15 protein-coding genes are annotated in these 12,720 nt (G+C 72.7%); 6 read left to right on the forward strand and 9 right to left on the reverse strand.

The genetic code is table 11. The annotated features are described in order from the left end of the window. From Cco03nite_RS09665 to Cco03nite_RS09695, 7 genes are all read right to left on the reverse strand, one after another. Positions 1-861: a lysophospholipid acyltransferase family protein gene (locus Cco03nite_RS09665; RefSeq protein ID WP_203691294.1), complete on the reverse strand. Its 861-nt coding sequence runs from the start codon at positions 859-861 to the stop codon at positions 1-3. Further along, positions 858-1,946 carry an NAD-dependent epimerase/dehydratase family protein gene (locus Cco03nite_RS09670; RefSeq protein WP_203691301.1) on the reverse strand — a complete coding sequence of 363 codons (1,089 nt, stop codon included), beginning with the start codon at positions 1,944-1,946 and terminating at the stop codon, positions 858-860. Before Cco03nite_RS09670 ends, Cco03nite_RS09665 begins: the two co-directional genes overlap by 4 nt. 169 nt (positions 1,947-2,115) lie before the next feature. After that, positions 2,116-2,217: a 30S ribosomal protein bS22 gene (locus Cco03nite_RS09675; RefSeq protein WP_007465623.1), complete on the reverse strand. Its 102-nt coding sequence runs from the start codon at positions 2,215-2,217 to the stop codon at positions 2,116-2,118. Positions 2,218-2,373: 156 nt separating this feature from the next. Beyond that, positions 2,374-2,583, reverse strand: coding sequence for a helix-turn-helix domain-containing protein (locus tag Cco03nite_RS09680; RefSeq protein ID WP_120321539.1), 210 nt, complete (start codon positions 2,581-2,583; stop codon positions 2,374-2,376). Between the two features lie 156 nt (positions 2,584-2,739). Continuing rightward, positions 2,740-4,623, reverse strand: a complete 1,884-nt coding sequence (locus Cco03nite_RS09685; protein WP_203691302.1) for a hypothetical protein — start codon at positions 4,621-4,623, stop codon at positions 2,740-2,742. A gap of 129 nt (positions 4,624-4,752) precedes the next feature. Beyond that, positions 4,753-6,222: a hypothetical protein gene (locus Cco03nite_RS09690; RefSeq protein WP_203691303.1), complete on the reverse strand. Its 1,470-nt coding sequence runs from the start codon at positions 6,220-6,222 to the stop codon at positions 4,753-4,755. Between the two features lie 49 nt (positions 6,223-6,271). Continuing rightward, positions 6,272-7,225: a proline dehydrogenase family protein gene (locus tag Cco03nite_RS09695; RefSeq protein WP_203691304.1), complete on the reverse strand. Its 954-nt coding sequence runs from the start codon at positions 7,223-7,225 to the stop codon at positions 6,272-6,274. Between the two features lie 120 nt (positions 7,226-7,345). Between Cco03nite_RS09695 and Cco03nite_RS09700 the strand changes: the two genes are divergently transcribed. Genes Cco03nite_RS09700 through Cco03nite_RS09710 form a run of 3 tightly spaced genes read left to right on the forward strand, consistent with a single transcriptional unit; the run spans position 7,346 to position 9,367 of the window. Continuing rightward, positions 7,346-7,585, forward strand: a complete 240-nt coding sequence (locus Cco03nite_RS09700; protein WP_230687110.1) for a hypothetical protein — start codon at positions 7,346-7,348, stop codon at positions 7,583-7,585. Between the two features lie 6 nt (positions 7,586-7,591). Next, positions 7,592-8,758 carry a glutathionylspermidine synthase family protein gene (locus Cco03nite_RS09705; protein WP_203691305.1) on the forward strand — a complete coding sequence of 389 codons (1,167 nt, stop codon included), beginning with the start codon at positions 7,592-7,594 and terminating at the stop codon, positions 8,756-8,758. A gap of 18 nt (positions 8,759-8,776) precedes the next feature. Beyond that, positions 8,777-9,367, forward strand: coding sequence for a CGNR zinc finger domain-containing protein (locus tag Cco03nite_RS09710; protein ID WP_203691306.1), 591 nt, complete (start codon positions 8,777-8,779; stop codon positions 9,365-9,367). 113 nt (positions 9,368-9,480) lie between these two features. On the opposite strand, the gene Cco03nite_RS09715 is transcribed toward Cco03nite_RS09710, so the two are convergent. Both Cco03nite_RS09715 and Cco03nite_RS09720 read right to left on the reverse strand, forming a co-directional pair. Continuing rightward, the gene (locus Cco03nite_RS09715) at positions 9,481-10,284 is read right to left on the reverse strand and encodes a sugar phosphate isomerase/epimerase family protein (RefSeq protein ID WP_239167249.1); all 804 of its coding nucleotides are present in this window, start codon (positions 10,282-10,284) and stop codon (positions 9,481-9,483) included. A gap of 20 nt (positions 10,285-10,304) precedes the next feature. After that, entirely contained in the window at positions 10,305-11,231 is a 927-nt protein-coding gene (locus Cco03nite_RS09720; RefSeq protein ID WP_203691307.1) for a Ppx/GppA phosphatase family protein, read from the reverse strand. A 43-nt stretch (positions 11,232-11,274) separates the two neighbouring features. On the opposite strand from Cco03nite_RS09720, the gene Cco03nite_RS09725 reads away from it, so the two are divergent. Genes Cco03nite_RS09725 through Cco03nite_RS09735 form a run of 3 tightly spaced genes read left to right on the forward strand, consistent with a single transcriptional unit; the run spans position 11,275 to position 12,669 of the window. Next, positions 11,275-12,105, forward strand: a complete 831-nt coding sequence (locus Cco03nite_RS09725) for a DUF3109 family protein (RefSeq protein WP_239167250.1) — start codon at positions 11,275-11,277, stop codon at positions 12,103-12,105. A gap of 19 nt (positions 12,106-12,124) precedes the next feature. Further along, positions 12,125-12,289, forward strand: coding sequence for a hypothetical protein (locus tag Cco03nite_RS09730; RefSeq protein ID WP_203691309.1), 165 nt, complete (start codon positions 12,125-12,127; stop codon positions 12,287-12,289). Beyond that, on the forward strand, positions 12,286-12,669 hold the full coding sequence (locus Cco03nite_RS09735; protein ID WP_203691319.1) for a type II toxin-antitoxin system death-on-curing family toxin: 384 nt from the start codon (positions 12,286-12,288) through the stop codon (positions 12,667-12,669). The genes Cco03nite_RS09730 and Cco03nite_RS09735 overlap by 4 nt, the downstream gene beginning before the upstream one ends. The last annotated feature ends 51 nt before the right edge of the window (positions 12,670-12,720 follow it).

Below are 12,720 nucleotides of genomic sequence, written 5' to 3' on the forward strand. Positions count from 1 at the left end.
TCAGGGGGCGAAGGGGTCGGGGCGGAGTTCGAGGGTTTCGTGGAGCATCGTCTGGATGGTCTCGCGGACCTGGTCGGCGAGGTTGAAGACGACCGCGGGATCGTCGGCTGCGTCGGCGTACGGCGTGGTGTCGATGGGCTCGCCGAAGCGGATCAGCCACTTGCTCGGCAGCGGGACCAGGCCCAGCGGCCCCAGCCACGGGAACGTCGGGGTGACCGGGAAGTACGGCGCGCCGATCAGCCGGGCCAGCGGCTTGATGTTGCCGAGCAGCGGGTAGATCTCCTCCGCGCCGACGATGGCCACCGGCACGATGGGCTTGCCGGTGCGCAGCGCCGCCGACACGAAGCCCCCGCGCCCGAAGCGCTGCAGCTTGTACCGGTCGGCGAAGCGCTTGCCGACGCCCTTGAACCCCTCCGGGAACACGCCGACCAGCTCCTCGGCCAGCAGCAGCCGTTCCACGTCCGGGTTGCAGGCCAGGGTGGCCCCCGACTTGCGGGCCAGCTCGGATACGAACGGCATGCGGAACACGAAGTCGGCTCCGAGCAGCCGCAGGTGCCGGTGGGCCGGGTGCTCGTCGTGGCAGGCCACCGACAGCATCAGCGCGTCCAGCGCGACGGTGCCCGAGTGGTTGCCGACGACCAGCGCGCCGCCCTCGCCGGGCAGGTTCTTGACGTCGATCACCTCGGTGCGGAACCAGCGGTGGTAGAGCTGGCGCAGCACCGGCTGGAAGACCTGCTCGGTCAGCTCGGGATCGAACCCGAACTCGTCGATCTGGTACTGCCCGGACAGCCGGCGGCGCACGAACGCCAGGCCCGCGGCGACGCGCTCGTCGAACTCGTCGTCGTACTCGGGGACGCTCACCGGCCGGCCCTCCCCTGCTTGTCCCGCACCGCCCTGATCATGTCGAGCAGCCGCTGCTCGGTCGCGGCCACCCGGGCGGGGGTGATGACCGCGCCCGGCTCCTGGGCCCGCACGAAGTCGTCGAAGGCCTCGGCGGTCGAGCGGGGCGTGAAGCCATAGTGCCGGACCAGCTTCGCGGTGTCGACCACGCGGCCGTGCACGAACAGGTCGACCTGGTCGAGGCTCAGCCCGGCCACCCCGCGGCCGACCGAGGCGGCGGCGTGCATGGCCGGCTCCAGCACCGGCAGCGCGATGCGCCCGGACCGGCGGACCGCCTGGGACAGGGTCAGCGTGCCCGGACCGGCCACGTTGAAGGTGCCCTGGTGGTCCTCCAGCACCGAGCGGCGCAGGATCTCCAGCGCGTCGTCGACGTGGATGAACTGCAGCCGCGGGTCCCGCCCGAGCACCGTCGGCACGGCCGGGCGGGCCAGGAACTTCAGCAGCGCCGTGTCGGCCTGCGGGCCGATGAACGGGGCGAAGCGCAGCACGGTGGTGGTGACGTCGGGCCGCCGGCGGCGGAAGCCGCGCACGTACGACTCGATGTCGAGGATGTCGCGCCCGTAGCCGCCGCGCGGGGCGTCCCGGGGTTCGGTGTCCTCGGTGAACACGGCCGGGTCGCGGAACGAGACGCCGTACGCCGCCGTCGACGAGCGCAGCACGAGCCGGCGCAGCGACGGCATCTGCTGGCAGGCGGCCAGCAGCTGGAGCGTGCCGATGACGTTCTGGTCCTTCATCGCGGCCCGCCCGCCGCCCTCCGGGTCGGGCGACGACATCACGGCCAGGTGCACGAGCGCCTCGGCGCCGAGCTTGACCAGGGAGGACGCACCGCCGGTCAGGTCGACCCGGCGCACCGCGACGTCGCTGAGCAGCGGCGCGAGCTCGGCGGGCGGATCCACCCGGTCCACGCCGACCACCTTGCGGACCCGGGGGTCCGCGGCGATCCGGGCGGCGATGGTCGCGCCGAGGAACCGGCTGACGCCGGTGACGATGACGACCCGGGGAGCGCGTGCGCGATCGGCGGCGGAGCCGTTGGCGACCGCGGACATACGCGCCTCCCCGGGGCGGCGAAGAATGAAGAGAAGCACCACGAACCCCGCGAGCCGTGCGGCCCGCAGCGGGTCACGCGGGACTACGCCCGGGGCCTGAGCCCGTCGTTACGCATCCACCAGTGGTACGGGGCGGATCGGACGGTCAGCTCGGCGCCGGGCGCGGGCCTCACTTGCCGAGACGGCGACGCTGGACGCGGGTCTTGCGCAGCAGCTTGCGGTGCTTCTTCTTCGCCATGCGCTTGCGGCGCTTCTTGACCACGGAGCCCATGCGGCATCCCCTCGAAGTTGACGGTGGTGGAACCCGTTCAGGGTAGCCGAGCAGCCGCGAGCCCACTGCCAGGGGTCACCGTCAAGGTGAGCCCGGATACTGCACCGCTGCAAGCTCACGCTGCGGGGCTCGCAAGCTCACTCCTCGCGCTTCGCCCTATTGCTCCGAGAAAGCGCCCCGCAGGTACTCCTGAACCGCCTGCTCAGGGACCCGGAACGAGCGCCCCACCCGGACGGCGGACAGCTCCCCCGAGTGGACCAGGCGGTAGACGGTCATCTTCGACACCCGCATCAGGGTCGCCACCTCGGCGACGGTGAGGAATCTGACCTCCGCCAGCCGTGCGTCCTGTCGTGTCGATCCGATCATGAGCAGGCCCACCTCCTCCGGTACAGGCCGCGCCGCGGGCGGCGCGTCGCGTCGCGGTAGGTGTCGCGAGCACGGATTCCTGTGTAATGAGTACGGTACCGGGACGGTTGTGACCGATGCGAGCCTTTCCCCAAGATCGGGCCGATCAGGGCATGATCAGGCGGCGTTGTCCCGGATGAAGTTCGCGCACTCGCGCTCCAGCGCGGCCCACTCCGCCCCCAGCGTCTCCCGAGCCGCCACGGGCACCGTCACCCCGTCGTGGACCACCCGGTGGAAGAACTCGACCAGCCGGGCCTCGCCGAACCGGTCCGCGAGGTGCCGCACGGCCAGCGCGCTCATCCCGTACCGGGCGGAGACGATCCAGCCCCGGGTGCCCTTGGGCGGGTTCGTGAACTCCACGTCGCCGTTCCAGCCGTCGGCGACGAGCTGCCGGATGGCGGGCAGGCGCAGGTAGTCGCGCACCCGGGCACCGTCCATCAGGGCGTACTCGGCCAGGCCCTCGTGCAGCCACCACATGGTGTCGCCGTCCTTGAACGGCCCGGCCAGCGACGCCGCGTGGGTCAGCTCGTGGCGCAGCACCCCGCCCAGCACCTCGGGCGTGATGTTGTCGTCGTAGAGCATCAGCTCCCAGCGCTCCACGCTCACCCGCAGCGCGACGCCGGACACGGTGTCCCCGGGGTTCCAGGTGAACCAGCGCCGCCACTCCTCCGGCCCCGCGTAGTAGACGACGTACCGCGACGGCACCGCGCCCGCGCGGGCGAACCGGTCGGCGACCTTGGCCGCCTTCTCCGCCTCGGCCAGCAGTTTGGGCAGCTTGCCCGCGAAGTCCGGCGTGGTCGCCACGACGGTGCGCTCCCCCGCGTCGGCGACCAGCTCCGCGACCTGCCACGGGTGCGGCGACGGCTGGGTCGCGACCGGCTGCCACTCGATCAGCCAGGCCCGCCCGTCCCGGATCCGCCACCGGGTCTGCGCCCTCGCGCCCGCCTTCGCGCAGGTCGGCGTCACGAAGCAGGGGGTGCCGCGCAGCTCGGTCGACCACTGCTCGCCGCCGTCGGCGGCCACCGGGGTCGGGTTGCTCGGCTCGTCGGTCCACCCCGCGACCCGCATCGCGCGCAGCGACCGGAACTGCGTACGCATGCCGTCCAGCACCTGCGGCGCGGCCGGGTCGACGACGGACAGGTAACCCGGCTCGTCGCCGGCCAGCAGCGCCCGGTGCTGCTCGGTCAGCGCCGCCCCGATCCGGTCCTTGATCCAGGCCTGGCGGGCGGCGAACGGGGCGTTCGGCCCCGGGCTCGGCGCGCCGGTCGGCTCCGTTCCGGAGATCCGCTCCTTCAGCCACGGGAACGCCAGCACCGCCAGCCCGCCCGCGACCAGGCACACCACCACCAGAACCACGACGGCGAACGCCAGCACCCGCCCCCAGCGCCGCCGGGGCCGCGGCGGCGGCCCGACGTGCGGCCAGGCCACCGGGTAGCCGCCCGGCACACCGGACGCGGGATACGGCGGGTATCCGCCGGGTATCCCGGACACCGGGTATCCGGGCGCGCCCGACACCGGGTGCCCGGCCGTCCCGGGCTGGTGGGCCGACTGCGGCACGGAAACCGGGTAACCGGCCGGGGCCGTCGACACCGGACGTCCGCCGGGGACCGCCGACGCGGGCCAGGCGCCCGGCGCGGGGTGCCCGGCGGGCGGCCCGGCAGCGGGATGGCCGGCCGGCGGCATCGGCGCGGGCGGCGGCACGAACGTGGCGTCCGCGGCGGCGTGCTGCGGGGGCGGCGCGTATCCGGCGAGCGGCGCGGTGGGCTGCGGGGGCGGCGCGTACCCGGCGAGCGGCGCGGTGGGCTGCTCGTCGTCGGGTGGCGCGGCGGAGTGGGCGGCCGCGATCACCGCGGCGGGGGTGGGGTCCTCATCGTCGAGCGGCAGGAGGTCGGGCGCGGTCTGCGCCCAGGGGTCGACGGCCCCCGTGCCGGTCTCGTCGGGCGAGCGTCGATCGGCGGGCGGGGGCCAACCGGCGGAGTGGGTCTCGTCCTCGGGGGGCACGGACGTGGAGGCTACCAACGGGTTGCGGCCACGGGTAGGGCTCGCGGCAGTCGAATCCGGTATGAGCGGCATGGGCGATCCAAGCAGTGCGCCCGTTTCGCCATCCTTCGACGGCCGGCCCACCGCCGCTCAGCGCGCGGTGCGCCGCACGTAGTCGACCAGATCCCGCTCCACCGCGGCCCAGCTCATGCCGAGCTGCTGCGGGGCCGCCAGCGCCGCCTCCCGCTGGAAGTGCAGCACGTACTTGAAGAACGCCATCGCCTTGGCGAACCCGAACCGGGCGACCAGGCGGTGCACGGCCAGGTAGGCGACGCCGTAGCGGCCCGCCACCTCCCATTCCGGGGTCTTCTCGCCGGGCGGGGCCAGCTCGATGTCGCGGTTCCACTTCTTGACGAACCGGCGCACGTCGGCCATCGCCGGGTACGCGGCAGGCTTCGCGCCGTTCGCCCCGGCCTCCTCGGCCAGGCCCTCGACCAGCCACCAGGCGCTGTAGCTGCCGCCGGACCCGGCCAGCGAGGAGGCGTGCGCCAGCTCGTGCCGCATCAGCTCACCCAGCCCGGCCTGCATCAGGTAGGCGCCGTTGAGCACCAGTTCGTAGCGGTCGCGGGTGACCGGGATGGCGACGCCGCCCGCCCAGTCCGGCGGGTGGCCGCCGTACCAGCGCTCCCATTCGCGGCTGTCCGCGTAGTACACCGGGTAGCGGGCGGGCGGGGTGCCGACGGCGTACCGGTCGGCGACCTTCGCGGCCTTCTCCGCCTCACGGAGCAGCATGGGCAGCTCCCGTTCGAAGACGGGGGTGGTCGCGACCACGGTGCGCGCCCCGGCCAGCGCGACCAGCTCGTCGGTCTGCCAGGGCGCGCCGTCCTTGTCGCCCGGCTCCCAGTGCACCAGCACCGCCCGGTCGTCCTCGATGCGCCAGCGCATGAACGACGGCGTCCGGGACTCGTTGCACACCGCGATGACGAAGCACGGCGTGCTGTTCAGCCGGACCGACCACTCGTCGTTCGGGCTGGGACTCGGCTGGTAGCCGCGGTCGCTCCAGGCCGCGACCTGCATCGCCCGCAGCGAGCGGAACTGGACCCGCAGCCCGTCGAGGGCGCCGGTGGCGGTCGGGTCGACCACCGACAGGTAGCCCTTCTCGTCCCCGGCGAGCAGGGCCTCGCGCTGCACGGTCAGCGCCGCGTCGATGCGCTCCTTGACCCAGGCCTGGCGCACGGTCAGCTTGTCGCCCGGCCGCGGGCTGGGCGCGGTGCCGGGGGTCTGCGTGCCCGCTGCCGCGAACTGCTCCAGCACCGGCGGGACCAGCACCACCGCCAGGCCGCCCGCGGCCGCGCAGGCCAGCGCCAGACCCGTGGCGACCAGCGCGATCACCCGGCCCCAGCGGCGGCGCGGCCGGTGCAGCAGCGCCGGATCGGGCCAGAGCGTGGGGTACGGCTGAAACGCCCCGAAACCGCCCGGCCGGCCCGGCGCCGCCTGCGGATCCGGAACCGCGTACGACACCGGGTCCGGGGCGGCGCGCTGCGCCGGAACGGGGTGCTCGGGCGGGACCGGCGGGACTGAGGACCCGTCAGCGGAATGGGCGGCGTCCTCGGTGATCACGGACGAGGACGCTACCCACCTGCGCGGCCGAGGTGATTCGGCCGGACGGTCACTTCTTCGAGATCAGGGCCCGTCCGAAGAAGGCGAGGTTGGCGGGGCGCTCGGCGAGGCGGCGCATCAGGTAGCCGTACCACTCGGTGCCGTAGGGCACGTAGACGCGCACGGTGTGCCCGGCGCGGGCCAGGCGGGTCTGCTCCTCGGGGCGGATGCCGTACAGCATCTGGAACTCGAACTCGTCCGGCGAGCGGTCGAACCAGCGGGCCCGGTCCTGCGCGATGGCGATCAGGCGCGGGTCGTGGGTGGCCAGCATCGGGTAGCCCTCGCCCGCCATGAGGATGTTCATGCACCGCACGTACGACTTGTCCACTTCCAGCGGCGCCTGGTACGCGACGTGCTCGGGCTCCTTGTACGCCCCCTTGCACAGCCGCACCCGGGACCCGGCGGTGGCCAGCTCCCGGCAGTCGCCCTCGGTGCGGCGCAGGTACGCCTGCAGCACCGCGCCGGTGCCCGGGTGGTCGCGGCGCAGCCGGGACAGGATGTCCAAAGTCGAGTCGGTGGTGGTGTGGTCCTCCATGTCCAGGGTGACCGTGGTGCCCAGCGCCGCGGCGGCCTCGCAGATCTCGCGGGCGTTCTTCTCCGCGAGCTGCTCGTCGAAGGCCTGGCCGAGCGCGGACAGCTTCAGGCTGACCTCGGCGGTGGCCACGGTCACCCCGCCGCCGCCCTCCTTCGGCGCGGTCAGCCCGGCCTGGCCGAGGGCGGCGAGCAGCTCCAGGTATGCCTGCTTGGTGGCGTTGGCCTGATCGGCGGTGAGGGTGTCCTCGCCCAGGTTGTCCAGGGTGATGCAGAGCCCGGCGTCGGCGAGCTGCCGGGTGGCGTCGAGCGCCTCGCCGGTTCCGGAGCCGGCGACGAAGCGTTTGACGACGTCTCGGCTGACCGGGGCGGTCTCTACGAGCCGTTCCACCTTCTGGGATCGGGCGGCGGCGAGGATCACGGAGCGAAGCATGATGGCAGCGTAACCCGCCTGCACCGGACCGCTCACGGGACTCCTGCCCGCTGTATACAAGAACACTGCTCGATATCTCGGTGAAGGGAGGGTTGTGTGCGTCGGCTACAAACTTCAGCTGTGAACTCGAACCCGCTCCGCTCCCCCGCCGTGATCATCGGCGGGGTCGTGCTGCTCGTCGCCGGCCTGGCCTGTGCCCTGGACGACGATGACGACGACTGCTGGGGTCAGCCCGACCCCCAGCAGACCGTGTTCGCCGCCGGCAGCTCCGGCATCCGGCTGGCCGAGCCCCCCGCCCCGACCGAGGCGCTGCCCGATTCGGGCGGCTTCGGCACCCACCTCGCCTCCTGCGGCGGCTGACCGCCCGTGCAGCGCCATCAGGTTCCACCGCGCCCGGACTGGCGGGAGAAGGTCCGGGCGCAGGGCATGCTCTACGCCGACACCAAGCTCGACGACGGCGCCACCACCCCGTACTGGGACGAGTCGGCCTGCTACTCGTTCACGCTGGACGAGGTGCTGCGGCTGGAGGAGGCGACCGAGGAGCTGCACCGGATGTCGCTGGCGGCCGCCAGACACGTGGTCGAGCAGGACCGGTGGGCCGACTTCGGCATCCCGGCCTGGGCCGTCGACGAGGTGCGCCGGGTGTGGCGCGAGCAGCCGCCGACCCTGTACGGCCGGTTCGACCTCTGGTACGACGGCAGCGGCCCGCCGAAGATGCTGGAGTACAACGCCGACACGCCGACCTCGCTGCTGGAGGCGGCGATCATCCAGTGGTTCTGGCTCACCGACACCCGGCCGGACCTGGACCAGTGGAACAGCCTGCACGAGCGCCTGATCGCCGCGTGGCGCCGGCTCGGCCCCCAGTTGGCCGCGGGACCGGTGCACTTCGCGTGGTCGAACCTGGAGGAGACGTTCGAGGACCTGATGACGGTCGGCTACCTGGCCGACACCGCGCACCAGGCCGGGCTGGACGTGCGGGTGACCCCGATGCTCGACATCGCCTGGGACGGGCGGCGCTTCCGGGACAGCGGCGGCGACCCGATCATCACGATCTTCAAGCTGTACCCCTGGGAGTGGATGGTCGCCGAGCCGTACGGGCGGCTCGCGCTGGCCCCGGGCACCCCGACCACCTGGATCGAGCCGGCCTGGAAGCTGCTGCTGTCGAACAAGGCGCTGCTGGCCGTGCTCTGGGAGCTGTACCCGGACCACGAGCTGCTGCTGCCGGCATACCTGGACGGCCCGCGCGACCTCACCGAGTACGTGGCCAAGCCGCTGCTCGGCCGCGAGGGGGCCAATGTGCGGATCGTCACTGCGGCAGGTGAGCAGGTCACCGACGGTATCTACGACACCGGCGGCCACTGCTTCCAGGAGTTCCGTGCACTGCCGTCGTTTGCGGGCAACCACGTGGTGCTGGGTTCGTGGATCATCGACGGCGAATCGGCCGGATTGGGACTACGCGAGAGCACCAGCCTGATCACCGACGGTCACGCTCGCTTCATACCCCACTATGTTGACACCCCACGCACGCCGTAGGTGCACTACCTTTGTCGGGTGAACTTCGATGCGTACGCCCGAACGGCTGTTGATCTTGTCAACGCGCCGCTGGACGACCTGAGCCAGCTCCGCGCTGTCCTGCCGGGGCCGGACTGGATGTGCGAGGACGCCACCGAACGCGATCTGCAGGTGTTCCGCAAGGCACAACGCCGCCTGCGCGAGGTGTTCGAGCACGGTGCCCACGGCCGCGAACGTGAGGCCGTCGAAGAGCTCAACTCGCTGCTCGAAGCCCATCCGGTGCACCCCCGCATCTCCGGTCATGAGTCCGGGAACTGGCACATCCACGTCACCAGCCGCGGCTCCGCGGTCAGCGCCGAGTACCTGGCCGGCGCCGTCTGGGGCCTGTCCGTGTGGCTCTGCGAGTACGGCAGCGCCCGGTTCGGGGTCTGCGCCGACGACCGCTGCGGCAACGTCTACCTCGACACCTCGTCCAACAACTGCCGCCGCTTCTGCTCCGAGCGCTGCGCCACGCGCTCGCACGTAGCGGCCCACCGCGCCCGCAAGAAGGCCGCGGTCACCGAGCTGGCCCACAAAGCCCAGCTCAAGCCCACCGTCCCCCAACAGGCAAGCCTGACTTCAGTCGGCTGACGCCGCCTCCACCACCAAAGGCCGCTCCCCTCCAGGGGAGCGGCCTTCTGCCATGAAAGGAAGGGCACCTTCCAAACCGCCGGAGGCCGCGACCAGCGGCCGCGGACGGCGGGCTAGGAGCGGGTGGGGGCGACGCCGGCTGCCAGGTGGGTACGGGCGAACGCCAGCGCCTCCGCCAGGTCGGCTTCCCGGGCGGCGCGGCTGCCGGCCTTGCGGGTGGCCACCTCCATCGCCACCGAGCCGGTGAACCCGCGCCGCTCCAGCCCCTCCAGCAGGCGCGCGCACGGCTGCGCGCCACGGCCGGGCACCAGGTGCTCGTCCCGGCCCTCGCCGGTGCCGTCGCCCAGGTGGATGTGGGCCAGCCCCGGCCCCATCGTGTCGGCCATCTCCAGGGCGTCGGACCGCGACGCCGCGCAGTGCGACAGATCCAGGGTGTACGAGTCGTACCCGGCCTCGGTCGGATCCCAGCCCGGGTGGTACGGCACGACCTGGCGGCGGCCCATGCGCACCGGGTACATGTTCTCCACCGCGATGCGCACCCCGGTGTGCCGGTGCGCCAGCTTGCCCACCGTGTCGGCGAAGCCCCGGGCGTAGTCGCGCTGCCAGGTGAACGGCGGGTGCACCACGACCGTCGGCGCGCTCAGCGTGTCGGCGAGGATCACCGCACGGCGCAGCCGCTCCTTCGGGTCGCTGCTCCACACCCGCTGGGTGACCAGCAGGCAGGGCGCGTGGATCGACAGCACGGGGACGCCGTAGTGCCGGGACAGCCCGCGCAGCGCGCCGGCGTCCTGGCTGACCGCGTCGGTCCACACCATGACCTCGACCCCGTCGTATCCCAGCGACGCCGCCAGCTCGAACGCTGCGGCGGTGGGCTCGGGAAAGACAGACGAGCTGGACAGGAGCACGGGAACGGACACGTTGTCCAGGGTAGCCCCGGTCAGCCCGCGGACAGCTGATCCAGGCGCGTCAGGATGACGCCCTCCCGCAGCGCCCAGGGGCAGATGCGCAGCTCATCGATGCCCAGCCGGCGCATTGCGGCCTCCGCCACAACCGCTCCGGCGAGCAGCTGATGGGCGCGGCTCGCGCTGACTCCGTCCAGTTCGGCCAGACCCGCCGACGGGATGCGCTGGATGAAGCCGCGCACCTGGTGCAGGCCCTCCAGGGTGAGCGCCCGCGGTGCCCACAGCCCGTCCCCGCTGGGCGCCGCACCCGCGAGCCGGGCCAGCGACCGGAACGTCTTCGAGGTCGCCGCGGCGCACTCCCAGCCCTTGAGCCCGTCCAGCTCCCGGTGCATCAGCTGCTCGTCCACGTAGGACTGCAGCGCCGCGAGCTCGGCCGCGCCCGGCGGGTCGGCCCGCAGCCAGCGCCGGGTCAGCCGCCCCGCGCCCAGCGGCAGCGACACCGCCACCGTGGGGTCCTCGTCGATGCCCGCCGCGATCTCCAGCGAGCCGCCGCCGATGTCCAGCACCAGCATTCGGCCCGCCGACCAGCCGAACCACCGGCGTACCGCGAGGAAGGTCATCCGGGCCTCGTCCTCGCCGGAGAGCACCCGCAGCTCGACGCCGGTCTCCTCGTACACCCGGCGCAGCACCTGGGCGGAGTTCGTGGCGTCGCGGACCGCGGAGGTGGCGAACGCCATCAGCTCCTCCGCGCCCTGCTGCTCGGCCGCGGTCTTGGCCTGCTCGCACGCCTTCACCAGCGCGTCGGCCCCGGCGATGGTCAGCTCCCCGGCCTCGCCGAGCTGCTCGGCCAGGCGCAGCCGCTCCTTCTGCGAGTGCGCGGGCCACGGATGGGCGCCGCGGTGCGCGTCGACCACCAGGAGATGAACTGTATTGGATCCGACATCGAGGACACCAAGCCGCATGCGCCTACGTTATCGGTGCCCGCCGTCGCCGTAGGCTGGGATCGTGGACCATGAGGGCGAGACTTCGCTGGACTTCCCGCGGGAGTGGATCGAGTTCGCCGACCCGGCGGATCCGGCCCACCTGATCCGCGCCGACCTGACCTGGCTGCTGTCGCGCTGGACCTGCGTGTTCGGCAGCGCCTGCCGGGGCATCATCGCCGGGCGTGAGGATGAGGGCTGCTGCTCGCACGGCGCGTTCTTCACCGACGCCGACGACGTCAAACGGGTCAAGGCCGCGGTCAAGCGGCTGGACAAGGACACCTGGCAGCACCACGTACGCGGCTTCGAGAAGTGGACCGAGCTGGACGAGCTGCACGACGAGAAACCGGCCCGGCGCACCGCCGTCCAGCGCGGCCCCGACGGCGAGGAGGGCCCCTGCGTCTTCCTCAACGACGCCGACTTCCCGGGCGGGGGCGGCTGCGCGCTGCACGCCCAGGCGCTGCGCGACGGGGTGCACCCGCTCACCTACAAACCCGACGTGTGCTGGCAGCTGCCCATCCGCCGGGACCAGCAGTGGGTCAAGCGCCCCGACGACACCAAGATCCTGGTATCGGTCATCGGCGAGTTCGACCGGCGCGGCTGGGGCGCGGGCGGCCACGACCTGCACTGGTGGTGCACCTCGTCGCCGGACGCGCACGTCGGCACGGAGCCGATGTACGTCAGCTACGGCCCCGAACTCACCGCGCTGGTCGGCGAGCAGGCGTACGCCCGGCTCGCCGAGATGTGCGCCGAACGCGACAAGCGCGGCCTGGTCGCCGAGCACCCCGCCACCGTCGAGGCGCGCCGCCGCACGCCGCTCAAACTGATTGCCCGCCCCGCTAACCTCGATTCATAAGGCTTCAGGAGGGGTGGACATGAGCGAGGAGCAGGTTCGGGCCCAGCCCGTGGTCGACGACGAGGAGCGCCTCGCCGCGCTCGACGACCTCGACGAGATCGAGCCCGGCCCGGAGGGCTTCGGCGCGGCCGTCGACGAGATCATCGGTATGCACACCGACCTGCTCGCCCGGCTCGCCCAGTGAGCGAGGTCTACGTCCCGACGTACGCCGACGTGCTGGCGATCGCGGACCGGCTCGGCGTCGCCGTACGCGATCCCGGGCTGGTCGAGTCGGCGGTGGCCGCCCCACGCAGCAGCGCGTTCGGCGCGGACGCCTACCCGGACCTGTGGACGAAGGCGGCGGCCCTGCTCCGGTCGCTGACCCGCAACCACCCGTTCGTGGACGGCAACAAGCGCATCGGCTGGATCACGGCCACCGCCTTCCTCACCGTCAACGGCGCCGTGACCCGCCGCCGCCTCACCGCCCTCGACCAGAACGCCGCATACGACCTGGTCATCGCGGTCTGCACCGGCGAACTCCACGACATCGAAGAGATCGCCCAAGCCCTCCGCGCCCTCTACTGACCCACTCCACCGCCGGAAAACGCCGCCACCGGCGGCAGCTCGCGCATTTTC

This window comes from Catellatospora coxensis (assembly GCF_016862635.1).
Taxonomy (GTDB): Bacteria; Actinomycetota; Actinomycetes; order Mycobacteriales; family Micromonosporaceae; genus Catellatospora; species Catellatospora coxensis.